This is a genomic window from Allosphingosinicella indica, from assembly GCF_900177405.1.
In the GTDB taxonomy this organism is placed as follows: domain Bacteria; phylum Pseudomonadota; class Alphaproteobacteria; order Sphingomonadales; family Sphingomonadaceae; genus Allosphingosinicella; species Allosphingosinicella indica.
Genome location: NZ_LT840185.1, coordinates 713,735 through 733,374 on the forward strand (window position 1 = coordinate 713,735; position 19,640 = coordinate 733,374).

29 protein-coding genes are annotated in these 19,640 nt (G+C 67.0%); 14 read left to right on the forward strand and 15 right to left on the reverse strand.

Annotation, left to right across the window (positions count from 1 at the left end; all coding sequences use genetic code 11):
- Positions 1-226 precede the first annotated feature (226 nt).
- The 3 genes from B9N75_RS03610 to B9N75_RS03620 all read right to left on the reverse strand — a co-directional run bounded on the left by B9N75_RS03610 (position 227) and on the right by B9N75_RS03620 (position 2,160).
- On the reverse strand, positions 227-1,348 hold the full coding sequence (locus B9N75_RS03610) for an extracellular catalytic domain type 1 short-chain-length polyhydroxyalkanoate depolymerase (RefSeq protein WP_085217568.1): 1,122 nt from the start codon (positions 1,346-1,348) through the stop codon (positions 227-229).
- 147 nt (positions 1,349-1,495) lie between these two features.
- A complete protein-coding gene (locus B9N75_RS03615; protein WP_085217569.1) occupies positions 1,496-1,885 on the reverse strand; it encodes a GFA family protein in 390 nt (129 codons plus the stop codon).
- A gap of 26 nt (positions 1,886-1,911) precedes the next feature.
- Entirely contained in the window at positions 1,912-2,160 is a 249-nt protein-coding gene (locus tag B9N75_RS03620) for a DUF2171 domain-containing protein (RefSeq protein ID WP_085217570.1), read from the reverse strand.
- A gap of 83 nt (positions 2,161-2,243) precedes the next feature.
- Here B9N75_RS03620 and B9N75_RS03625 point away from each other — a divergent pair, with 83 nt between their 5' ends.
- The 3 genes from B9N75_RS03625 to B9N75_RS03635 all read left to right on the forward strand — a co-directional run bounded on the left by B9N75_RS03625 (position 2,244) and on the right by B9N75_RS03635 (position 3,557).
- Complete coding sequence (locus tag B9N75_RS03625) at positions 2,244-2,441, forward strand: KTSC domain-containing protein (RefSeq protein ID WP_085219384.1); 198 nt, start codon at positions 2,244-2,246, stop codon at positions 2,439-2,441.
- Between the two features lie 98 nt (positions 2,442-2,539).
- A complete protein-coding gene (locus B9N75_RS03630) occupies positions 2,540-3,079 on the forward strand; it encodes a glycine zipper 2TM domain-containing protein (protein WP_085217571.1) in 540 nt (179 codons plus the stop codon).
- A gap of 154 nt (positions 3,080-3,233) precedes the next feature.
- Entirely contained in the window at positions 3,234-3,557 is a 324-nt protein-coding gene (locus B9N75_RS03635; protein ID WP_085217572.1) for a hypothetical protein, read from the forward strand.
- Between the two features lie 36 nt (positions 3,558-3,593).
- On the opposite strand, the gene B9N75_RS03640 is transcribed toward B9N75_RS03635, so the two are convergent.
- The 5 genes from B9N75_RS03640 to rpmI form a co-directional block, all read right to left on the reverse strand.
- Positions 3,594-4,145: a hypothetical protein gene (locus tag B9N75_RS03640; protein ID WP_157123677.1), complete on the reverse strand. Its 552-nt coding sequence runs from the start codon at positions 4,143-4,145 to the stop codon at positions 3,594-3,596.
- Between the two features lie 8 nt (positions 4,146-4,153).
- Positions 4,154-4,471, reverse strand: a complete 318-nt coding sequence (locus B9N75_RS03645; protein WP_085217573.1) for a hypothetical protein — start codon at positions 4,469-4,471, stop codon at positions 4,154-4,156.
- Positions 4,468-4,863: a hypothetical protein gene (locus B9N75_RS03650; protein ID WP_157123678.1), complete on the reverse strand. Its 396-nt coding sequence runs from the start codon at positions 4,861-4,863 to the stop codon at positions 4,468-4,470. Before B9N75_RS03650 ends, B9N75_RS03645 begins: the two co-directional genes overlap by 4 nt.
- 125 nt (positions 4,864-4,988) lie before the next feature.
- Positions 4,989-5,354: a 50S ribosomal protein L20 gene (gene rplT / locus B9N75_RS03655; RefSeq protein WP_085217575.1), complete on the reverse strand. Its 366-nt coding sequence runs from the start codon at positions 5,352-5,354 to the stop codon at positions 4,989-4,991.
- A 13-nt stretch (positions 5,355-5,367) separates the two neighbouring features.
- A complete protein-coding gene (rpmI, locus tag B9N75_RS03660; RefSeq protein ID WP_085217576.1) occupies positions 5,368-5,571 on the reverse strand; it encodes a 50S ribosomal protein L35 in 204 nt (67 codons plus the stop codon).
- Positions 5,572-5,775: 204 nt separating this feature from the next.
- Here rpmI and B9N75_RS03665 point away from each other — a divergent pair, with 204 nt between their 5' ends.
- The 3 genes from B9N75_RS03665 to B9N75_RS03675 all read left to right on the forward strand — a co-directional run bounded on the left by B9N75_RS03665 (position 5,776) and on the right by B9N75_RS03675 (position 9,286).
- Positions 5,776-7,875 (forward strand): AsmA family protein, encoded by a 2,100-nt coding sequence (locus B9N75_RS03665; protein ID WP_085217577.1) that lies wholly within the window; start codon positions 5,776-5,778, stop codon positions 7,873-7,875.
- A 44-nt stretch (positions 7,876-7,919) separates the two neighbouring features.
- Positions 7,920-8,786 (forward strand): helix-turn-helix domain-containing protein, encoded by an 867-nt coding sequence (locus B9N75_RS03670; RefSeq protein ID WP_085217578.1) that lies wholly within the window; start codon positions 7,920-7,922, stop codon positions 8,784-8,786.
- A gap of 68 nt (positions 8,787-8,854) precedes the next feature.
- On the forward strand, positions 8,855-9,286 hold the full coding sequence (locus B9N75_RS03675) for a VOC family protein (RefSeq protein ID WP_085217579.1): 432 nt from the start codon (positions 8,855-8,857) through the stop codon (positions 9,284-9,286).
- Here B9N75_RS03675 and B9N75_RS03680 read toward each other — a convergent pair.
- Positions 9,283-10,218 carry a ribose-phosphate pyrophosphokinase gene (locus B9N75_RS03680; protein ID WP_085217580.1) on the reverse strand — a complete coding sequence of 312 codons (936 nt, stop codon included), beginning with the start codon at positions 10,216-10,218 and terminating at the stop codon, positions 9,283-9,285. The genes B9N75_RS03675 and B9N75_RS03680 overlap by 4 nt on opposite strands.
- Positions 10,219-10,325: 107 nt before the next feature.
- Between B9N75_RS03680 and gltX the strand changes: the two genes are divergently transcribed.
- A complete protein-coding gene (gltX, locus tag B9N75_RS03685) occupies positions 10,326-11,660 on the forward strand; it encodes a glutamate--tRNA ligase (RefSeq protein WP_085217581.1) in 1,335 nt (444 codons plus the stop codon).
- On the opposite strand, the gene B9N75_RS03690 is transcribed toward gltX, so the two are convergent.
- On the reverse strand, positions 11,657-11,977 hold the full coding sequence (locus B9N75_RS03690; RefSeq protein WP_085217582.1) for a hypothetical protein: 321 nt from the start codon (positions 11,975-11,977) through the stop codon (positions 11,657-11,659). The two genes, gltX and B9N75_RS03690, sit on opposite strands and share 4 nt — an antisense overlap.
- Positions 11,965-12,186: a hypothetical protein gene (locus B9N75_RS03695; protein WP_157123886.1), complete on the reverse strand. Its 222-nt coding sequence runs from the start codon at positions 12,184-12,186 to the stop codon at positions 11,965-11,967. Before B9N75_RS03695 ends, B9N75_RS03690 begins: the two co-directional genes overlap by 13 nt.
- A gap of 73 nt (positions 12,187-12,259) precedes the next feature.
- On the opposite strand from B9N75_RS03695, the gene B9N75_RS03700 reads away from it, so the two are divergent.
- The gene (locus B9N75_RS03700; protein ID WP_085217583.1) at positions 12,260-12,898 is read left to right on the forward strand and encodes a S24 family peptidase; all 639 of its coding nucleotides are present in this window, start codon (positions 12,260-12,262) and stop codon (positions 12,896-12,898) included.
- A gap of 4 nt (positions 12,899-12,902) precedes the next feature.
- Here B9N75_RS03700 and B9N75_RS14185 read toward each other — a convergent pair whose 3' ends face one another.
- On the reverse strand, positions 12,903-13,061 hold the full coding sequence (locus B9N75_RS14185; protein WP_167737898.1) for a hypothetical protein: 159 nt from the start codon (positions 13,059-13,061) through the stop codon (positions 12,903-12,905).
- A 146-nt stretch (positions 13,062-13,207) separates the two neighbouring features.
- On the opposite strand from B9N75_RS14185, the gene B9N75_RS03710 reads away from it, so the two are divergent.
- Together B9N75_RS03710 and B9N75_RS03715 are read left to right on the forward strand one after the other, a co-directional pair.
- Positions 13,208-13,426 (forward strand): hypothetical protein, encoded by a 219-nt coding sequence (locus B9N75_RS03710; protein WP_157123679.1) that lies wholly within the window; start codon positions 13,208-13,210, stop codon positions 13,424-13,426.
- A gap of 44 nt (positions 13,427-13,470) precedes the next feature.
- On the forward strand, positions 13,471-14,112 hold the full coding sequence (locus tag B9N75_RS03715; protein WP_085217586.1) for a DUF1345 domain-containing protein: 642 nt from the start codon (positions 13,471-13,473) through the stop codon (positions 14,110-14,112).
- Here the strand turns inward: B9N75_RS03715 and B9N75_RS03720 are convergent.
- Together B9N75_RS03720 and ispG are read right to left on the reverse strand one after the other, a co-directional pair.
- Positions 14,109-15,008 carry a DMT family transporter gene (locus B9N75_RS03720; protein WP_244552416.1) on the reverse strand — a complete coding sequence of 300 codons (900 nt, stop codon included), beginning with the start codon at positions 15,006-15,008 and terminating at the stop codon, positions 14,109-14,111. The two genes, B9N75_RS03715 and B9N75_RS03720, sit on opposite strands and share 4 nt — an antisense overlap.
- Positions 15,009-15,069: 61 nt before the next feature.
- Complete coding sequence (gene ispG, locus B9N75_RS03725) at positions 15,070-16,194, reverse strand: flavodoxin-dependent (E)-4-hydroxy-3-methylbut-2-enyl-diphosphate synthase (RefSeq protein WP_085217588.1); 1,125 nt, start codon at positions 16,192-16,194, stop codon at positions 15,070-15,072.
- Positions 16,195-16,278: 84 nt separating this feature from the next.
- On the opposite strand from ispG, the gene B9N75_RS03730 reads away from it, so the two are divergent.
- Positions 16,279-16,629, forward strand: coding sequence for a DUF6152 family protein (locus B9N75_RS03730; RefSeq protein ID WP_172840798.1), 351 nt, complete (start codon positions 16,279-16,281; stop codon positions 16,627-16,629).
- Between the two features lie 118 nt (positions 16,630-16,747).
- A complete protein-coding gene (locus B9N75_RS03735; protein WP_197685128.1) occupies positions 16,748-17,230 on the forward strand; it encodes a hypothetical protein in 483 nt (160 codons plus the stop codon).
- Here B9N75_RS03735 and B9N75_RS03740 read toward each other — a convergent pair.
- The gene (locus B9N75_RS03740) at positions 17,227-18,834 is read right to left on the reverse strand and encodes an MFS transporter (protein ID WP_085217589.1); all 1,608 of its coding nucleotides are present in this window, start codon (positions 18,832-18,834) and stop codon (positions 17,227-17,229) included. The two genes, B9N75_RS03735 and B9N75_RS03740, sit on opposite strands and share 4 nt — an antisense overlap.
- An 89-nt stretch (positions 18,835-18,923) precedes the next feature.
- Between B9N75_RS03740 and B9N75_RS03745 the strand changes: the two genes are divergently transcribed.
- Both B9N75_RS03745 and B9N75_RS03750 read left to right on the forward strand, forming a co-directional pair.
- Positions 18,924-19,208 (forward strand): type II toxin-antitoxin system Phd/YefM family antitoxin, encoded by a 285-nt coding sequence (locus tag B9N75_RS03745; RefSeq protein ID WP_244552417.1) that lies wholly within the window; start codon positions 18,924-18,926, stop codon positions 19,206-19,208.
- Positions 19,208-19,633 (forward strand): type II toxin-antitoxin system VapC family toxin, encoded by a 426-nt coding sequence (locus tag B9N75_RS03750; RefSeq protein WP_085217591.1) that lies wholly within the window; start codon positions 19,208-19,210, stop codon positions 19,631-19,633. Before B9N75_RS03745 ends, B9N75_RS03750 begins: the two co-directional genes overlap by 1 nt.
- Positions 19,634-19,640 lie beyond the last annotated feature (7 nt).

A 19,640-nucleotide genomic window follows, 5' to 3' on the forward strand; every position in this document is an offset into this window, starting at 1 on the left:
GACACGACCGACGTCACGCGATTCACTCGCGTGACGGCACAGGCCAATGGAAAGACCCGCTTTCGCGCCCCAATCCCTCCACCGTCACCCCGGCGAAGGCCGGGTCCATACGGAGTCGCCGTGTCACAACACCGGGTCAGCATGGATCCCGGCCTTCGCCGGGATGACGGAATAGAAGGATGACGGAATAGGGAAATGACGAACGATCCCCGCTCCTGGCCCCCGCCTAGCGCATCAGCCCCGCGCTGCGCAGCGCATCCTCGATTATCGTCTGCACCGTCGCGTGCGCCGGCGGCGCCTTTGCCGGCTTGCGGCGCGGCGCGGCGTGCTTTGTCGCCGCCGCCTCCGCCTTCGCCGCCACCCGCTTCGCCGCAGGCGCCGCCGCCTTGGCGATCCCGAAGAACGCCGCGATCCGGTCGGTCGAGCTTATCGCGACATCCAGCATATGCGCGCCCGCCTTGCCCGATCGGCCGGCGCCGCGGCCGGGCGCGAGCGGGGTGCCGTGCGCCATGCCGGTGATCTCATATTCCTCGATCAGCGCCGCGCCATCGGCGCCGTGCCACACGCGGTGCGGATATCCGTCGACGCGGTCGGCAACGTCGGGCGCGCGCCTCAGCCCGTGGACGCCCTGCCACTGGCGGACGATGGCATCGGCATTGCCGCGCACTACCAGATTGTCGGCGGTGCCGTGCCACACCGATATGCGCGGCCACGGACCCGCGTGCGGCGATGCGGCGGTAACGGCGGCGGTGAGCGCCTTGTCGTCGGCGATCCCGCGGCCCGCCATCGTCTCGAACGCCTCGTGCAGGTTGCCGGCGACGCCATAGGGCAGCCCGGCGATGATCGCGCCGCCCGCGAACGTCTCGGGGTAGGTCGCGAGCATCACCGAGGCCATCGCCCCGCCCGCCGAGAGGCCGGTGACGAAGATGCGCGCCGGATCGATCGGGTGGAGCTCCGCCATCCGCGCGATCATCGCCCGGATCGAGGCCGGCTCGCCCGCCCCGCGCGCCGCGTCGCCCGGCTGATACCAGTTGAAGCAGAGGTTGAAATTGTTGCTCCGCCGCTGCTCCGGATAGAGGAGCGCGAAGCCGTGCCGGTCCGCCAGCCGCGACCAGCCCGATCCGTGATCGTAGGTCGCCGCATCCTGCGTGCAACCGTGCAGCACCACGATCAGCGCGGCGGGCGACTTGAGCTTGGCAGGCACATAGCAACGCGTGCCGAGTTGGCCGGGATTGTCAAACGGGCCGGGCAGGTCGGCGAGCCGATCGACGATCGCCGCCTTCGGTCCGGGTGCCGCGAAGGCCGCGGCGGACTTGTTCATCCGGGAAACGATCCTGGCGAGTCGCATAAGGTTTCTCCCTCGCAGCCCGCGACACTGCGGTTCATGCTGCACTGCAACAAGATAGGGATGCGGGAGAGGGATTGCGAATGCGCATCGCGCAACCGGTTGATCTTTATGCGCAACTGGGACGTTTTGAGACGTCAGGCGCCAGGGCTAGGCTCCGCTCGGGCCGTCGCGATCGCGCAGATAGCGATACGCCAGCGGCAGCTCCGGCAGCCACGGCTCGCGGCGGATCGTCCAATTCTCGTAGGTCGGGACAAGCTGTCCGGGCGTATCGAGCGTGCCGAGATGGACCTCGACCTCGTCGTCGTAGCGCGCGAACACCGACGATCCGCATTGCGGGCAGAAATGGCGGTTGCGGTAGCCGCGCGTCTCGCCCGCGATCGTCACCGCATCTTCGGGAAAGATCGCCGCGGCATAGAAGAGCGCGCCATGATGCTTGCGGCAATCGAGGCAGTGGCACACCGCGACGCGATTGGGCTTCCCCGTCGCCGCGATCCGCACGGCCCCGCACAGGCACCCGCCCTCATACCGCTCACTCATTCGGGTCTCCGACCTGCCGCCCGCGCTCAGCCATCCTCTTCTTCTTCGAAGGCCACGGCGACATCGCCATTGGCCGAAAGCCGCACCTTGTCCCCCTCCACGCCCGCGACTAGGCCGGTGGAGATATAATGGTGATGGCCTTCGTGGCTGCCCATACCGCTGTCCTTCTTGGTCAGCTTGATGCGGTGGCCATCGACGCGGTCGACGGTGCCGACATGGACGCCGTCAGCGCCGATGACTTCCATATGCTCCTTGATCTGGCTGGTGTCGGTCATCTGGTCCTCCTTGGTTTCACAGCTGCAACGCCGGACTGCGGACTTGGATGCGTCTGCGCTGCCGCCCCGCGCGTTGCGCCGGCATGCCGTCCAGCGTCATTCGTCATCATGCCTATGATGCCGCCCGTCAGGTGCTCGACGTCACCTTCGTCACCGGGCGGCGCTACCTCTACCATGATGTCCCGCCCGACACTGCGATCGGCCTTGGCGCGGCATCGTCCAAGGGCCGCTATTTCAACGCCCGCATCCGCGACGTCTTCGCCTTCACCGAGGTGGCCTGAGCGCGTTTCGTCTCGTTGTGCGGCGTTCACGCAACCGAGTGGCAACCACTTCGTTCTGCGGCCGAGACTTTCGGGTCTTCCCTATGAGGAGAAGTGTCATGCGTAGCCTTATTCTTGCCGCGGCGATGGCCGCCGTTACCGTGCCGATGGCGCAGCCGGCGATGGCGCAGAGCTCGGCTCAGCGCGAGTATAATCGCGACATCCGCCAGGCGGAGCGCGAGCGTCAGCGCGACCTTCGCAATGCCGACAGCCGCCGCGACGTGCGCCGCGCCAACCGCGAATATCGCCAGAACGTCCGCCAGGCGCAGCGCGATTATCGCCAGTACAATCGCTACGACTACAACCGGCTGGAGCGCGGCCAGGACCGTTACTATGCGGACCGTTATTATCGCGACGGCCGCTATTACCAGGAGCGCCGCCTGAGCGCGCGTGACCGCATCTATCGCGGCAACGACGGCCGCTATTATTGCCGCCGCCCGGACGGCACCACCGGCCTGATCCTGGGCGCCGCGGTCGGCGGTCTGCTCGGCAACGCCATCGACGGCGGCCGCTCGAGCCTGCTCGGCACGCTCGTTGGCGCCGGCGCCGGCGGTCTGCTCGGCCGTGAGATCGAGCGCGGCAACGTCCGCTGCCGCTAAGCGGTCAGCTTCGGCGTTGAAGATGGGGCGGTCCTACGCGGGGCCGCCCCATTGCTGTCGGGCAGATGAACGGCATGTAGTTTCAGGTTCATGAAACGGGCGGCGCGGATGGCGCGTTGAAGTCGAATCCCCGGATATCCGTCAGGAGCGTATCATGCGTAAACTCATCCTCGCCGCCGTCATCGGCACCCTCGGCCTGTCGGCCGCGCCCGCCAGCGCCCAATATTGGGGCGGCCGCAACGATTATCGCGAATATCGAAGCGATGTGCGCGATGCCTATCGCGATTACCGCCGCGACATCCGCCGCGCCGACAGCCGCCGCGATTATCGCGAGGCACGCCGTGACCTGCGCCGCGATCTCCGCGATGCGCGTCGCGACTACCGCCGCGATGTGCGTCAGGACCGGCGCTACTATCGCTACAACCCGCGCCATCGGGGCTATTACAGCCCCTATTACCCGCGCCGCTGGGGCTGGTGATCGCATAGACGGCCGGAGCCAAGCTCCGGCCGTTTCTCATTGGGCGGGCGGCGCGACGCCCATATTGTGGATGCGCCACTGGAGTTGCTCGGCCGTCGCGCCGGGCACGTCGTTCACCCGCCGCAACGCCGCCGTTCCCCGCTCGCTGAAGTCCCTGCCGCCTACGGTCTTGCCATAGACGCGGATCGGCACCTCGACATAGGTTGATCCCGCAGCGCCCTCCGGCGCTCCCGGCGCGCCGATCTCGGCATGATATTCGGCGACATTGGCAAAGCTGTCTGCGAACGCCTTCGCATCCTGCCCGCTGGCCTTGCCGCCATCGGACCACAGTTTCCACGCCGCGCCATACTCCTTCGCCTCCAACGACGCGAAATAGGATTGCAGCACCTGCGCCGCGCCCTGAGGGCCCTTGTCGGCGATCGGCGCCTCCGCGACCGGCGTGCGATCGTCAGGCAGTCCGCCCGGCTGACCCGGCGCAGTGGCTTCTGCGGTCTTCGGCGCCACTTCCGGAGCGGGGGCATCTGCCGCCGGCTTCTGACAGCCTGCCACGAACACCAGCGCCAATACAATTGGGATCGCGCGCATCATCGTCTCCTTCAACCGGCAGGCTCGGAAAGCGGTATGACGGAGGCATCGCCGTTGGCGCCGATGCTGATCCGCCAAGGCCGATCGTCGTCGCAGCGCGCATCCCAGCCCGCTGGCCCGGCCGGGATCGAGGTCACGACCTGCTGGCAATCCTGACCCGCATCGCGGATCGCGCGGATGAGGACGGCATTGCGTTCGCCTTCGGGCATTGCCACCAGCCGATCGGCATAGGCATTGGCGGCGGGCGAGGCAGCAGGCTGCGGCGTCTGCGGCCCGCCATCGCAGCCGGCAAGCGCCAGCAGCAGCGCCGCGCCCGCGACGCGGATCATTCGGCCTTTTCCGGGATGCGGTCGCTGGCGCAGGCGGGGAGCTTTAGCTCCGCCGTCTCCTTGCAGGCGCGGACCTGGACATCGCCCGTCGCCGCGAGGAACACCAGCCAATCGCCTGTGCCGGTGCAGCGCACCGTCCACGCATCGAAATTCTTGTAGGTGCCGGTCTCGACCGATCCCTCGACGCGGCGGCAGGCGTTGCCGGTATCCTGCACCGCGCGGAGCAGCGTCAGATTGCGGTTGGTCTCGGTCAGGCTCTTGAGCTCGGCCTGATAATCCTTGTCGCCGGTCACCTTGATGGGCCGCGCGGGAGCCGGTTGCTGTTGCTGCGCACCGGAATCGCAACCCGTCAGCGCAATCGCCGCCGCCACCGGAACCAGCATCAAGCGCATGTCGTCCTCCGTCGATCGCCGCGGCCGGGCGTAACGCACCGGCGGGGCTGCTGTCGACCGGACAAACGAAAGGCGCGGAAAGGATATCCCTTCCCGCGCCTTCGTAGCGGTTAGCGATGCTGCGCTCAGGCGGCCTTGGGCAGCGCCTTTTGCGCCTGGGCGATCAAGCCCTTGAACGCTTCGCCTTCGTGCATCGCGATATCGGCCAGGACCTTGCGGTCGAGATCGATGCCGGCGAGCTTGAGGCCGTGGATGAAGCGGCCGTAGGTCAGGCCTTCGGCGCGGACCGCGGCGTTGATACGCTGGATCCAGAGCGCGCGGAACGACCGCTTCTTAACCTTGCGGTCTCGGTAGGCATATTGCCCGGCCTTCTCGACCGCCTGGCGGGCGATGCGAATCGTGTTCTTGCGACGGCCATAATAGCCCTTCGCCTGATCCAGGATGCGCTTGTGCTTCGCGCGGGTGGTAACACCCCTCTTCACGCGTGCCATGTGTCAGTCCTCCTCAGTTCAGGCCGTACGGCGCCCAGAGCTTCACGGTCTTCGTGTCCGCATCGGAGAGGACAGTGGTGCCGCGGTTCTGGCGAATGTACTTGGCGTTGTGGCTGATGAGGCGGTGGCGCTTGCCGGCGACTCCATGCTTCACCTTGCCTGTGGCGGTGAGCTTGAAGCGCTTCTTGACGCCGCTCTTCGTCTTGAGCTTGGGCATTTTCGTCTCCTTCTGATCCCTGCGCGAGGCAAAGATGGGCGGTTACGAACGGCCACGGCAGCCCTTACAGCCGGGCCGTTCTGATTCTTCCAGAGGCTGGAAAGCGTGCGCCTATAGAGGTGCCGCGCACGGAGCGCAAGGCGCTGGTGCAACGATGTGCCGGTTCCGGAACTGATTCAAGGCCGTAACGGTTTGCGCCTCGTCATGGACGCGACGCTATCCGCCCCCGATCCTGCCGTGCGGCATGTTCCGCGCTGGCGGCGACGCGGGGATCCGGTGGAGATCGGGCTCCGCATCGCGGCGGGGATCATCGGCGCGATTATCCTCGTCTGGCTGATCCTCTTCATCACCAAGGGCCGGTTCCTCAAGCCCTATTTCGAGCGCTACGTCGCGGGACAGACCGAGCGGCATGTGCGCGTCGCGGGCGATTTCCAGCTCTACTTCAACCCGCTCGACGTCAAATTCCTTGCCGAGGGAATGACGATCTCCAACCCCGAATGGGCGCGGCGCGACAATTTCTTTGAAGCCAAGCTGATCGACACCGACATCTCGACCTGGAGCCTGTTGTTCGGCGCCAAGCGCCGGGTGAACTGGCTCAACCTCGTCAGCGGCAACGTCGATCTGGAGTGGGACGCCAAGGGTGCGCGCAACACCTGGACGTTCGGCGAGAAGCGCGGCGAGCCGCTCGAGCTGCCGCTGATCCGCCGCGCGCATATCGCCGACAGCGGCCTGCATTATCGCGACCCGCGGCTGCAGCTCATCACCGACATAAAGTTCGAGACGACGCGCGCGCGCGACACGCAGTTCGAAAGCGACATCCGCTTCACCGGCACCGGCAGCATGCGCGCCAAGCCGTTCACGCTAACCGGCAGCATGCTCTCGCCCAATGAGACGGTGACCGGCGGGCGCAACCGGCTGGTGATGCGCGGCGAAGGCGCCGGGCACCGGCTCGATGTCAGCGGCACGCTCCCCGCCGCGACGCAGATCGAAGGGGCCGACCTCCGCGTCGCCGCGCGCGGGCCGAACCTTGCAGGGCTGTTCGACTTCCTGGGCGTCGCAGTGATGGACACGCGCGCCTATCGCCTGACCTCCAGCCTCACCAAGGAAGCCGATCGCTGGCGCTTCACTGGCCTCAAGGGCACAATCGGCACCAGCGACCTGGCCGGCGCCATGACGATCTCAATGCCAGAGGATCGCGTGCGCATCGACGCCGACTTGCGGAGCCGGGTGCTCGACATCATCGATGCTGGGCCATTCATCGGCTACGATCCCGAGCGCCTCGCAGCCCAGGGCGCGGTCGTGCAGGAAGGCGGGCGTCCGCGCATGCTGCCCGATACGCCGATGGACATTTCCTCGGTGCGCAGCTTCGACGCGCGCGTCGTCTATGCCGCCAACCTGATTCGCATGGACGGATCGCCGATCTCGAATCTGGGACTAACGCTCGACCTCAATCGCGGGCTGATGAAAATCTCTCCGCTGACGATGGACGTGGCAGGCGGGCACCTTGCCTCTGACATCACCATCGACGCGCGGCGCGACCCGCTGCGCAGCGACATCGACGCGCGCCTGTCGCCGACGCCGATGGGCATATTGCTGAAGCGCTTCGGCGCCGAGCAGTCCGGCACCACCGGCCAGATCAAGGCGCGGCTCAACCTCGCCGGCACCGGCAATTCGGTGCGCGCGATGCTCGGCAGCTCGAACGGGCGGATCGCCTTCATCATGCCGGCCGGCACCTTCTGGACGCGCAATATTCAATTGTCGGAACTCGACATCGGCACCTTCGTCCAGAAGATGTTCGAGAAGAAGCTCGAGCGTCCGGTGGAGATCAATTGCGGCCTGATCGCCTTCACCGTCCGCAACGGGCTGGCGGCGGCGGACCCGATCCTGATCGACACCAAGAAGAACGTCATCACCGGGCGCGGCGGCTTCAGCTTCCGCACCGAAGCGATCGATATGGCGGTGGAGGCCGACGCCAAGACGTTTAGCGTCTTCTCCGGCCAGTCGCCGATCGGCGTGGGCGGCTATTTCGCGGCGCCGAACATCGACCCGATCAGCGGCGAATTGTTAGCGCGCGCAGGCGTCGGCCTCGGGCTCGGCGCGCTGGTCAGCCCGCTCGCGGCCGTCGTGGCCTTCGTCGATCCGGGCGATGCCGAGCCGACCAATTGCGGCCCCGTCCTCGCCGGTGCGCGCACCGCGGCACAGAGCGAGCGCGACGGCGGCAAGATCAAGGGTCTCGGCAACGGCAAGGCGGCGAAGGTGGAAGAACCGAAGAAGAAGCGGAAGAAGTTCCTCGGCATCTTCTGACCGCCGGTTTGGTGCACGGACACGGGCGCAGTAACGTAGGCTCGATGCGCAACAGCCGCCCGCTCCACGAGATCGCGCACGACGATGGCGCCGACCGCTGGCGGATGACGTATGCGCGGCCGGCCGCTGCGCTGGGCAGGCTTGTCGACGGTTATGTCGGTTATACCGAGCATACGACCAGCTTCACCGCGCGGCGCGAGCTGGCCTCGACGCAGACCGTGCTGATCTTCGCGCTCGGCGATCCGCTCGCGATCACCGGCGTCGACGGTGCGGAGATCGTGCTGAAGGCGGGCGAAGCGTTCGTCGCAGGGATGGCAGACGGCACTTCGGTCTCGCGCGCGTCCGGGCCGCAAGAAGGCGTGCACATCGCCATGCCCGCGGCCACGCTGAGCGCGCTGTGCGGCGCACCGCTCGCCGAAATCGCCAACCGCGCCGCGCCACTGAGTGACCTCGTCGGCATTGCGGCGTACGATCTGGGGCATCGGCTGGGCGAAGCGCCGACGCTGCTCGACCGCTTCGATCTGCTCGACGATTTCCTGATGATGCGGCTGGCCGATGTGCGCCCTGAGGACGGCGTCATCCGCTGGGCGATGACACAGCTTTCGTCCGATGCGCCGCCGAGCGTCAGCGCGCTCGCCGCCGAGATCGGCTGGAGCCGCAAGCATTTCGCGCAGCGCTTCGCCGCCGTCACTGGCTTCAACCCGCAGGCCTATCGCCGCCTCGCACGGTTCGAGCGGTTCACCACCGCGATCCGCGCGGCGCCGGACGACAGCCTGGCAGGCCTGGCCGCCGATGCCGGCTACCACGACCAGCCGCACATGACGCGCGAGGTGCAGGCCTTTTCGAACATGAGTCCCGGCGAGCTCAGACAGCGGATCATCCCGGGCGGCGGTGGCATCCGCGAGGATTGAGCAGGGTTACAAACGTGCAAGCCGCCGTCGCAGCCGCGGTGCTAACCGGCGGGCGAAGGAGACGAGACATGACTGTAAAGCCCGCCATCATCCCCTGCCTCACCTATCGCGACGCGCCCGCCGCGATCGCCTTTCTGTGCGACGCCTTCGGCTTCGCGCGCCACGCCGTCCACGCGGATGAGACCAACCCGTCGATCGTCCATCACGCCCAGCTTGTGCGCGAGGGGCAAATGATCATGCTAAGCAGCGACGGTGGCGAAACCGAGTTTCAGCGGAAAGCCCGGATGCTTCACCCCGCCGAAGCGAAGGGGGTGACGCAGACGCTCTATGTCGTGACCGACGATGTGGACGCTCATGCGGCGCGCGCCACCGCGGCGGGCGCGGAAATCCTGCTCGCCCCGACCGACCAGGACTACGGCGGCCGCAATTATTCGGCGCGCGACCCCGAAGGCTATGTGTGGAGCTTCGGCGACTATGATCCGTTCGCCGAAACCGCTTAGTCGAACAGGCTGGAGACCGAACTTTCGTCGGCGATGCGGCGGACCGCTTCGGCGAGCAGCGGGGCGATCGTGAGGATGCGGATCTTCTCGCTTGCCTCGGCCGCGTCATAGGTCGCTATCGAATCGGTGATGACCAGCTCGGCGAGCTCAGACTTGTCGACGCGCGGCACCGCGGCGCCCGAGAGGACGCCGTGGGTGCAATAAGCGACGACGTCGGTCGCGCCGCCTTCCTTGAGCGCCGCGGCGGCGTTGCAGAGCGTGCCCGCCGAATCGACGATGTCGTCGACCAGCACGCAGAAGCGGCCATTCACATCGCCGATGATGTTCATCACTTCCGATTCGCCCGGCCGCTCGCGGCGCTTGTCGACGATGGCAAGCGGGGCGTTGTCGAGCCGCTTGGCGAGCGCACGGGCGCGGACGACACCGCCGACATCGGGCGAGACGACAGTGATCGGCTTGCCTGCGAAGCGCGCCTGGATGTCCGCCGACATGACCGGCGCCGCATAGAGATTATCGGTCGGGATATCGAAGAAGCCCTGGATCTGCCCGGCGTGGAGATCGACCGAAAGGACGCGGTCGGCGCCCGCGACGGTAATGAGATTGGCGACGAGCTTGGCCGAAATGGGCGTGCGCGGCCCGGGCTTTCGGTCCTGCCGGGCATAGCCGAAATAGGGCAGCACCGCGGTGATCCGCTTGGCCGATGCCCGCTTCAGCGCATCGATGCAGATGAGCAATTCCATGAGATTGTCGTTGGCCGGGAAGGCGGTCGACTGGATCACGAACACGTCCTCGCCGCGGACATTCTCGTGAATCTCGACGAACACCTCCTCGTCGGCGAAGCGGCGGACGCTCGCGTCGGTGATCGGCATTTCGAGATAGGCCGCGATGGCCTCCACCAGCGGACGGTTCGAATTGCCCGACAACAGCTTCATGAAGCGACTTCCTTGGGGAAAATGGCAGGCCACCCCCATAGGGACGCGCGGGGCGGCAAGGCAAGGGGCCGTTGCCGGGGCGGCGCCCGCATCCTAGAGCGCGGGCCATGACGATCGTCACCCGCTTCGCCCCCTCGCCCACCGGCCGCCTCCACGTCGGCAATATCCGCACGGCGCTGCACAATTGGCTGCTGGCGAAAAAGGCGGGCGGACGCTTCTTGCTGCGCATCGACGACACCGACCGCGAGCGGAGCCGCGAGGAATATGTCGAGGCTATCCGCGCCGATCTCGACTGGCTGGGTCTGACCCCGGACGGCGAATACCGCCAGTCGGCGCGATTCGCGCTGTACGAGACGGCGCTGGAGCGGCTGGCGGCGGCGGGGCGCGCTTATCCGGCCTATGAGAGCGCGCAGGAGCTGGAGCTCAAGCGCAAGGTGCAGCTCTCGCGCGGGCTGCCGCCGGTCTATGACCGCGCCGCGCTGGCGCTGGGCGACGCCGAGCGGGCGGCGCTGGAGGCGGAGGGCATTCGGCCGCACTGGCGCTTCAAACTCGATCACGACACGCCGATCGCCTGGGCCGACGGTATCCGCGGCGCGCAGCAGCTCGATCCGAAACTGCTCTCCGATCCGGTGATCCGCCGCGCCGACGGGAGCTGGCTCTACATGCTGCCGAGCGCGGTCGACGATATCGAGATGGGCGTGACCGATGTGATCCGCGGCGAGGACCATGTCACCAACACCGGGCTCCAACTGCAGATGTTCGCGGCGCTGGGCGCCACGCCGCCGCGCTTCGGGCACGAGGCGCTGCTGACCGGATCGGAAGGCAAGCTTTCGAAGCGGCTGGGGTCGCTCGGCGTCGATGCGATGCGCGACGACGGGATCGAACGCGAGGCACTGATCGCCAAGCTGGCGCGGATCGGCACCAGCCAGCCGGTCGAGCCCGTGACTGATGCCGCGCCGCTGATCGCGGGCTTCGACCTGTCCACCTTCGGCCGCGCGCCCGCGCGGTTCGACATGGCCGAGCTGGAGACGCTCAACACCCGCATCGTCCACCAGATGGACTTCGACCGGGTTGCCGATCGCCTACCCGCGGGAATGGACGCGGCAGCGTGGGAGGCGATCCGGCCCAATCTGGCGAAGGTGGCCGAGGCCGCCGACTGGTGGGCGATCGTCCAGGGTCCGGTGACGCATCGCGCGGACCCTGCCGACCGCGATTTCCTCAACGCCGCCGCCGACGTGGCTTCGGCGATCGACTGGAGCGTCAATCCGTGGGGTGCGCTGACCGCCGGTCTCAAGGGAGATACCGGCCGTTTCGGCAAAACGCTGTTCCTGCCGCTGCGGCTGGCGCTCACCGGGCGCGCGAGCGGCCCCGAGATGGCGGCGCTGTTGCCGCTGATCGGCCGCGAAGAGGCCGTCGTGCGCCTCCGCGCCGCAGCCGCCTAGCTTTCCTCGACCGTCAGCGCTTCGATTCGGAGGCGGACGCTCTCCATCCCATCCTCGCGCTGGACTAGGGCAATGTCGGCAAGGATGTGGCCGCGCAGGCGAAACTCGGCGGCTTCCAGACCGTCGAGAAAGCGATCGGCATTCGCCGCCGCGTCCGCACCGCCGAGGATCAGCGTCACGGCATGGCGCGCGCCGGTGAAGGTGACGCTCGCCCATTCGTCGCTCGCGAGATTCTCGATGCGCCACTCCGCCGCGCCCAGCCTCCGCCCGAGCGCGCGTAACAGCACGCTGGTCGCGTCTCCGCTCAGTTCGCGCATCGCCGTGCCTCCAGTTGCGCTTCGCGGGTTTCTAAGAAGGCCGCGACGCGGCGGCTGACCGCCCCGCCCGGTTCGCGGCCACGCCTCAGATCGAGCACGAAACGAGGATCGCGCACCGCTTCACGCCCGAAGCGCGTCGCCGCCATCCCGCTCGCCCGCAGATACTTTTCGATTCGCCTCAACAGCACGACCCTTTCTCCCGACTCCATATGTTCCACTTTTGTTCTTTTTGTAGGCCATTTCCTACTTGTCTAGGAAAATTCCTATCGATATGGAGCGAGGATGGACGCAGGCGATCCACGCGCCGTGCTCGAACGGCTGATCCGCGACACGCGGACGGATTATGCCGGGCTGTCGCGGCTGATCGGGCGCAACGCCGCTTACATCCAGCAATATATCAAACGCGGCGTGCCACGGCGGCTGGCCGAGGAGGATCGCCGCAAGCTCGCGCAATATTTCGGCATTCCGGAATCCGACCTCGGCGCACTACCCGCGGATGAAGCCGGTACGCGTGTGGCCATCCCCTCTTACGACGTGCGCGCCTCGGCCGGGCCTGGCGCGGTAGCGAGTGATGGCGATGTGCGCGTGGGGATCGCATTCGACCGCCCATGGCTGCGGCGGCTCGGCGTGGGCGATCCCGCGCTCCTATCGACGATCCGCGTCACCGGCGATTCGATGCTGCCGCTGCTCGCCGAAGGCGACGAGATACTGGTCGATCGCGGCGACGGTGCGGACCGGCTGCGGGACGGCGTCTACGTGCTGCGCGCCGAGGATGCGCTGCTGGTGAAGCGGGTGGCGATCGCGCCGTCCGGGCAATTGTCGATCCGCAGCGACAATCCGGCCTACCCGAGCTGGCCCGATTGCGATCGCCGGACGATCGACATCGTCGGTCGCGTGATGTGGGTGGGGCGAAAGCTCTGAGCGGTCAGCGCTGGCGCTTGCGATCGCGCAGCCAGTAGAGCGTCACCACGACGATCCCCGCGGCGGTGCCGACCAGGAAGCCGATGCTCGGCTGGCCGACGATCACGCCGCCGACGGCGCCGGCGATGATGGCAGCGGCAAGGAAAGAGCCTGCGGATTGCATGGCGCCGCCCTTGGCAGGTTCCGCACGGCTTTTCCAGCGCCGCCGCTCGCTCTCGCGATCGTGGTGAACGAAGCGTTCACCGCGCGGATGCGGCAATTGGAAACCCTCGGTCCTTATGAGGGGAGGCCTAGTAACCGCTTTCGTGAGTGTATCCATTGCAGACGCATGTGCACGTCCCCGATCGGGCCGCGTTCGACGAGGCCACCCGCCTGATGGACCAATATGGCGAACATGCCGCGATGGAGGCCGCTATGCGCGCCGACCGCAGCCGGACGCTGGGCAATGTCGTGCACTTCTGCCGCTGGCGCCAGATCCAGCGCACCATCGCGATGCTCGGCGATGCGGGAGCGGGCACCGTCCACTGACGCGAAGTTAGCGCTGAGATTGGCGTTGCGATAAGTAGGCGCGGATGACTGCGCCCACCTCGATCGGCAACCGCATCGCGCCGCCGCGCTTCTTGCTGTTCGGCGCGGTGCTGATCGCGGCTGCGGCCGCGGCGATCCCGGCGCTGGGCTGGCGGCACGGGACGATGATCGCATTCGATGCCGCCGCGCTCGCTTTCCTCCTCGCCTGCCTGCCGCTGCTCGCCACCCGCGAAGCCGCGGTGATTCGGGCGCAGGCCGCGCGCAACGACGCCAACCGCGTCGCCTTGCTCGGTATCACCGGGGCGGTGATGCTGGTGTTGCTGGCGACGGTCGCGGCCGAGTTGGCGCAGCGCGGCGCGACGCCGCCGCCGATCGCGGCGCTGGTGATCGCGACGCTGTCGCTGGCGTGGCTGTTCAGCAATTCCGTCTATGCGCTCCACTATGCGCATCTCTATTATGCGGGGAGCGGCGGCGGCGACCGGAAGGGCGTGGACTTCCCCGGCACGAAAGAGCCCGATTACTGGGACTTCACCTATTTCGCCTTCACGCTGGGAATGACCTTCCAGACCTCCGACGTGGAGATCAGCGACCGCGGCATCCGCCGCATCGCGATGCTGCACAGCCTTGCCGCCTTCGTCTACAATCTCGGAATCCTCGCCTTCACGATCAACGTGCTGGGCGGCTAGACCGCGCCTTCGAGGCCCGCCACGGGCCGCCTGCGCCGCGCGGCGAGGAGACAGCCGACGACGATCATCGCAGCTCCGATCACGGTCAGCGGGCGCACTGGCTCGGCGAAGAAGATCCAGCCGAGCAGGACGGCCCAGATGAACGCCGTATATTCGACCGGTGCGAGATATTGCGCCTCGGCGCGGGCATAGGCCCAAGACAGGAGCATCGCCGATCCGGCGCCCAGCGCGGCCGCGCCGGCTATCGTGGGCCACTCCGCGCGCGGAGGAACGACGGCAAGAAACGGCGCGGCGACGAGGTAACAGCCGGTACAGACCAGCGCCATGAAGAAAGCCACCTCGGCCGGGCGGGCGACCAGCGCCTGCCGGCGCATGAGGATGATGTTGTAGGCATAGAGAAGGGCAGCAGCGAGGATCGCGAGCGCACCGCGGAACGCCTCCGGCCCCATATCCGCCTCCGCCTGCGCGGCGAGGATGACGAGCACGCCGGCAAAGCCGATCAGCGAGGCGTAGATCGTTCGCCGCTCGATCCGCTCCTTGAGCAGAACCGCCGCGAGATAGAGCGCGATCAGCGGCGCGACGAAGGCGAGCGCGATGCCCTGCGCCAGCGGCACGCGGGCAAGGCCCCAAAAGAACAGCAAAGCCATCATCGCCGAGACGACGCCGCGCGTCAGATGGACGCGCAGCGTCGAGCGCGACGGCCAGGCGCCGCGGCGGACCGCCTGATAGACGATCCCGCCGAAGATCGTGGCGACCAGCATCCGCCAGAACATCGCATTATAGGCGCCGATCGACAGGACGAGCGCCTTCATCACTGCGTCCATGATCGAGTAGAAGGCGATGCCGACGGTGGCGACGCCGAACGCGGTGGCGACCGAGACGGGTTTTACGGTCACGGATTGTGGCGCTGCGCGCGGAGGGACGGGGTCCCCGCTTGCGCGGGGATGACAAACAGCGTCATTCCGCGGCGATGGGAGAGTCGATTTGCGCGGCCTCGATCTCCGCCGCCTTCGCCTCGACCAGCCGGACGATATGATCGACCATATCCGCGTCGCGGACGTGATGATCGGTGACGCCGGAGAGATAGACCATATGCTTTCCCTGGCCGCCGCCGGTGATGCCGATGTCGGTTTCGCGCGCCTCGCCCGGGCCGTTGACGACGCAGCCGAGCACCGAGAGGCTCATCGGCGTGCGGATGTGCTGGAGCCGTTCCTCAAGCGTCTGGACGGTGCGGATCACGTCGAAGCCCTGCCGCGCGCAGGACGGGCAGCTCACCACCCGGACGCCGCGGTTGCGGATGCCGAGCGCCTTCAGGATCTCGAAGCCGACGCGGACCTCTTCCTCGGGCTCGGCGGAGAGCGAGACGCGGATCGTGTCGCCGATGCCGAACCAGAGCAGCGAGCCGATGCCGATCGCCGACTTGACCGTGCCGCCGACGAAGCCGCCCGCCTCGGTGATGCCGAGGTGCAGCGGACAATCGACCGCTTCGGCAAGTTGCTGATAGGCGGCGACAGCGAGAAAAACGTCCGACGCCTTCACCGCCACCTTATATTCGTGGAAATCGTGATCCTGGAGGATGCGGATGTGATCGAGCGCGCTTTCGACCAGCGCCTCGGGGCACGGCTCACCGTATTTCTCGAGCAGATCCTTCTCGAGGCTGCCGGCGTTAACGCCGATACGGATCGCGCAGCCGTTCGCCTTGGCGGCGTTGACGACCTCCCTGACCCGCTCGGCCGATCCGATGTTGCCGGGGTTGATGCGCAGACAGGCGGCCCCCGCGTCCGCCGCCTCCAGCGCGCGCTTGTAGTGGAAATGGATGTCGGCAACAATCGGCACACGCGCGGCGCGGACGATCTGGCCCAACGCGGCGGTGGACTCGACATCGGGGCAGGAGACGCGGATGATGTCGACACCCGCCTCCTCGCAGCGGCGGATCTGATCGATCGTCGCCTTCGCGTCCGAGGTCGGCGTGTTGGTCATCGTCTGGACGGTGACGGGCGCGTCACCGCCGACGGGGACGTTGCCCACCATGATCTGGCGCGAGGGACGGCGCGCGATATCGCGCCACGGACGTACGGACATGGCGCCTCATATAGAGGCCCTGGATGACAAGGGAAAGGCGCAGCGCCCGACGCGTTGTTCGCACCGAAACGAGGAGATGCCGAGATGATGAGATCGCTCAAACTGGCCGCGTTGGGGCTGGTCGCCCTGCCCGCCGCCGCCTTCGCCCACCACGGCTGGAGCTCCTATGACGCGACCAAGACGTTGCGCGTCACCGCGCCGCTGAGCGCGGTCACCTGGGGCAATCCGCACGGCACCGCCAAGGTCGCGTGGCAGGGCAAGACCTGGGACGTGATCCTGGCGCCGACCACGCGAATGGAAGCGCGCGGGCTCACGCAGGCGATGCTGGGGCCGAAGAGCAAGGTCACGCTGGTCGGCTACCCGCGCAAGGACGGCGCCGCCGAGATGCGGATCGAGCGGGTGATTGTGGGCAACAAAACGGTCGAACTGCGCTGAGCGCGAGGGTGACGCGGACCGTTTTGTGCCCCGGCGAAAGCCGGGGTCCAGCACCAGACATCGCCCAGAAGACAGCGGCTGGGCCCCGGCTTTCGCCGGGGAACAGTGGGGAACGTCGATGAGCGACTTCGCGACATTCGCCGCGGCGGCGCAGGCGTCGGATTTCGGCGTCTGGTCGAGCGGATCGTCGCTCGCCTATCCGCTGGCGAACGTCGTTCATCTGCTCGGGCTGGTAATGCTGGTCGGCGGGATCGGCATCGTCGATCTGCGCGTCGCCGGCGCGTTCCGCACGCTGCCGCTCGCGCCGCTTTCGCGCGCGCTGACGCCGATCGCGATCTTCGGCCTGTTGCTGATGGTGCCCAGCGGCGCGGTGATGTTCGCCGCCGATGCGACCGCACTCGCGGGATCGGACGTGTTTCTGCGCAAGCTGGTGCTGATAGGCTTCGCGCTAGCCAATGCCTTGCTGTTCCGCTGGCTGTGGCAGCGGCGGATCGACCGCGGCGCGCGCGATCTGCCCTTCGCGGCGCGCGGCATGGCGCTGCTGTCGCTGCTCCTGTGGCTGACCGTCGGGACGCTTGGCCGGATGATCGCCTACACCTAGTCCGCGAGGCGGCGCTTGGCGGTCTCCGGCAGCAGGATCAGCCCGACCACGACGGTGAGCGCGCACACCGCGATCGGATACCACAGGCCGAAATAGATGTTCCCGGTCGCCGCGACCATCGCGAAGGCGGTGGTCGGCAGGAAGCCGCCGAACCAGCCGTTGCCGATATGATAGGGCAGCGACATCGACGAATAGCGGATGCGCGCCGGGAACAGCTCGACGAGCAGCGCGGCGATCGGGCCGTAGACCATCGTTACATAAAGGACGAGCAAGGTGAGGATCGCGACGACGAGCGGCTTGTTCACCGCCGCGGGATCGGCCTTCGCGGGATAACCCGCGCGGGAGAGAGCGCCCTCGATGGCGGTACGGAATGCCGGCGCATCGCCCGCCCAGGCGATGCTCTCGCTGCCTACGCGAACCGAGGCATAGGCCGCATCTGCATTGCTGTAATTGACGCCCGCCTTGGCGAGCAGCGACTTGGCGACGTCGCAACCGGTGCGATCGAAGGTGTTGCGGCCGATGGGATCGAACTGGACCGAGCAACTCTTGGGATCGGCCAGCACCGTCACCGGCGCGGCCGCCTGCGCGGCGTGGAGCGCTGGGTTAGCCGCCTTGGCGAGCGCGTCGAACAGCGGGAAATAGGTGACCGCGGCCAGCGCGCAGCCGGCGAGGATGATGGGCTTGCGCCCCACCTTGTCCGACAGCCAGCCGAACAGCACGAAGGCCGGCGTCGCGATCAGCAATGCGATTGCGATGAGGACGTTGGCGGTGCCGCCGTCCACCTTAAGCGTCTTTTCGAGGAAGAAGAGCGCGTAGAATTGCCCGGTGTACCAGACCACCGCCTGCCCGGCGACGGCGCCGAACAAGGCGATGAGGACGATGCGCAGGTTCCCCCAGCGCGCAAACGCTTCAGTCAGCGGCGCCTTGGAGGTCGCGCCCTCCGCCTTCATCTTCGCGAAGACCGGGCTTTCCTCGAGCTGGAGGCGGATCCAGAGCGACACGACGAGCAGCAGCAGCGAGAACAAAAACGGGATGCGCCAGCCCCAGGCCGCGAATGCCTCCTCGCCAAGCATGGTGCGACAGCCAATCACCACCAGCAGCGCCGCGAACAGCCCCAGCGTTGCCGTCGTCTGGATGAAGCTGGTGAAGAAGCCGCGCTTCCCCTCCGGCGCATGTTCGGCGACATAGGTCGCAGCGCCGCCATATTCGCCACCGAGCGCCAGGCCCTGGAGCAGCCGCAGCACCACCAGGATGACCGGCGCGGCGACGCCCATGCTGGCGTAATTGGGGAGCAGCCCCACCGCGAAGGTGGAGAGGCCCATCAGCGCCATAGTGACGAGAAAGGTATTCTTGCGGCCAACGAGGTCGCCGATCCGGCCGAAGACCAGCGCACCGAACGGCCGCACCGCGAAGCCCGCCGCGAACGCCGCGAGCGCGAAGATGAACCCGGTCGTCTCGTTGACGCCCGAGAAGAATTGCGCGGAGATTATCGTCGCGAGCAGGCCGTAGAGGTAGAAATCATACCATTCGAACACCGTGCCCAGCGACGAGGCCAGCACCACCTTGCGCTCGCTCTGCCGCGGCCGCGCGCTTTCACTCGCCATAATCGCAATCGCCCCTGCTCTTTCGCGGCAGGATTGCGCGGATAGGGCGGGGTATCAATGCGAAATGGGGTGACGATCGATTTTCAAAGGTGTCGCTGCTATATGACTATCTAGATAGTCGGGAGATCGGCATGGACGTGGTCAATCTGGCAGATGCGAAGGCGCATTTGAGCGAGTTGGTCGATCGGGTGGAAGCCGGGGATTCGATCGACATCACTCGACGCGGCAAGCCTGTCGCGCGCCTGACCACTATCGACCAAGCGCGAAAGCCAATCGACGCTGCTTCGCTGCGATCGCTGACAGACAGGATGCCGAAGCAGACTCAGAAGGCTGCCGATCTCGTCCGGTCGCTGCGCGATGGCGATCGCTATTGATGCTTTATCTCGATACGTCGCTTATCGTCGCGGCGCTGTGCAACGAGGCGATGACGCCGCGCGTCCAGACATGGCTGGCGGAGCAGGATCCTGCGCAACTCTTCATCAGCGACTGGACCATCACCGAAATGTCGTCTGCCATGGCGATCAAGCTGCGAACGGGGGAATTGAACCTGGAGCAGCGCGCCGCCGTGCTTGCGATGTTCAACCGGCTGGTCGCCGACAGCTTCACTGTTTTCGGCATCACCGGGCGGCACTTCCGCACCGCTGCAAAATTCGCCGATCAGCACGCCCTCGGGCTTCGTGCAGGCGACGCGCTGCACCTCGCCATCGCATCCGAGCATGGCGCCACTTTGGTTACGCTCGACAAACGGCTCGCCGAGGCTGGCACCGCAACGGCAGTCCCTACCAGCCTTCTGGGATAAGCCGGCC

Excerpts from the sequence above, each read along its gene's own strand:
- B9N75_RS03610 (WP_085217568.1), bottom strand. The coding sequence starts at position 1,348 with ATGCGACTCGCCAGGATCGTTTCCCGGATGAACAAGTCCGCCGCGGCC.
- B9N75_RS03615 (WP_085217569.1), bottom strand. The coding sequence starts at position 1,885 with ATGAGTGAGCGGTATGAGGGCGGGTGCCTGTGCGGGGCCGTGCGGATC.
- B9N75_RS03620 (WP_085217570.1), bottom strand. The coding sequence starts at position 2,160 with ATGACCGACACCAGCCAGATCAAGGAGCATATGGAAGTCATCGGCGCT.
- B9N75_RS03625 (WP_085219384.1), top strand. The coding sequence starts at position 2,244 with ATGCCGTCCAGCGTCATTCGTCATCATGCCTATGATGCCGCCCGTCAG.
- B9N75_RS03630 (WP_085217571.1), top strand. The coding sequence starts at position 2,540 with ATGCGTAGCCTTATTCTTGCCGCGGCGATGGCCGCCGTTACCGTGCCG.
- B9N75_RS03635 (WP_085217572.1), top strand. The coding sequence starts at position 3,234 with ATGCGTAAACTCATCCTCGCCGCCGTCATCGGCACCCTCGGCCTGTCG.
- B9N75_RS03640 (WP_157123677.1), bottom strand. The coding sequence starts at position 4,145 with ATGATGCGCGCGATCCCAATTGTATTGGCGCTGGTGTTCGTGGCAGGC.
- B9N75_RS03645 (WP_085217573.1), bottom strand. The coding sequence starts at position 4,471 with ATGATCCGCGTCGCGGGCGCGGCGCTGCTGCTGGCGCTTGCCGGCTGC.
- B9N75_RS03650 (WP_157123678.1), bottom strand. The coding sequence starts at position 4,863 with ATGCGCTTGATGCTGGTTCCGGTGGCGGCGGCGATTGCGCTGACGGGT.
- rplT (WP_085217575.1), bottom strand. The coding sequence starts at position 5,354 with ATGGCACGCGTGAAGAGGGGTGTTACCACCCGCGCGAAGCACAAGCGC.
- rpmI (WP_085217576.1), bottom strand. The coding sequence starts at position 5,571 with ATGCCCAAGCTCAAGACGAAGAGCGGCGTCAAGAAGCGCTTCAAGCTC.
- B9N75_RS03665 (WP_085217577.1), top strand. The coding sequence starts at position 5,776 with ATGGACGCGACGCTATCCGCCCCCGATCCTGCCGTGCGGCATGTTCCG.
- B9N75_RS03670 (WP_085217578.1), top strand. The coding sequence starts at position 7,920 with ATGCGCAACAGCCGCCCGCTCCACGAGATCGCGCACGACGATGGCGCC.
- B9N75_RS03675 (WP_085217579.1), top strand. The coding sequence starts at position 8,855 with ATGACTGTAAAGCCCGCCATCATCCCCTGCCTCACCTATCGCGACGCG.
- B9N75_RS03680 (WP_085217580.1), bottom strand. The coding sequence starts at position 10,218 with ATGAAGCTGTTGTCGGGCAATTCGAACCGTCCGCTGGTGGAGGCCATC.
- gltX (WP_085217581.1), top strand. The coding sequence starts at position 10,326 with ATGACGATCGTCACCCGCTTCGCCCCCTCGCCCACCGGCCGCCTCCAC.
- B9N75_RS03690 (WP_085217582.1), bottom strand. The coding sequence starts at position 11,977 with ATGCGCGAACTGAGCGGAGACGCGACCAGCGTGCTGTTACGCGCGCTC.
- B9N75_RS03695 (WP_157123886.1), bottom strand. The coding sequence starts at position 12,186 with ATGGAGTCGGGAGAAAGGGTCGTGCTGTTGAGGCGAATCGAAAAGTAT.
- B9N75_RS03700 (WP_085217583.1), top strand. The coding sequence starts at position 12,260 with ATGGACGCAGGCGATCCACGCGCCGTGCTCGAACGGCTGATCCGCGAC.
- B9N75_RS14185 (WP_167737898.1), bottom strand. The coding sequence starts at position 13,061 with ATGCAATCCGCAGGCTCTTTCCTTGCCGCTGCCATCATCGCCGGCGCC.
- B9N75_RS03715 (WP_085217586.1), top strand. The coding sequence starts at position 13,471 with ATGACTGCGCCCACCTCGATCGGCAACCGCATCGCGCCGCCGCGCTTC.
- ispG (WP_085217588.1), bottom strand. The coding sequence starts at position 16,194 with ATGTCCGTACGTCCGTGGCGCGATATCGCGCGCCGTCCCTCGCGCCAG.
- B9N75_RS03730 (WP_172840798.1), top strand. The coding sequence starts at position 16,279 with ATGATGAGATCGCTCAAACTGGCCGCGTTGGGGCTGGTCGCCCTGCCC.
- B9N75_RS03735 (WP_197685128.1), top strand. The coding sequence starts at position 16,748 with ATGAGCGACTTCGCGACATTCGCCGCGGCGGCGCAGGCGTCGGATTTC.
- B9N75_RS03740 (WP_085217589.1), bottom strand. The coding sequence starts at position 18,834 with ATGGCGAGTGAAAGCGCGCGGCCGCGGCAGAGCGAGCGCAAGGTGGTG.
- B9N75_RS03750 (WP_085217591.1), top strand. The coding sequence starts at position 19,208 with ATGCTTTATCTCGATACGTCGCTTATCGTCGCGGCGCTGTGCAACGAG.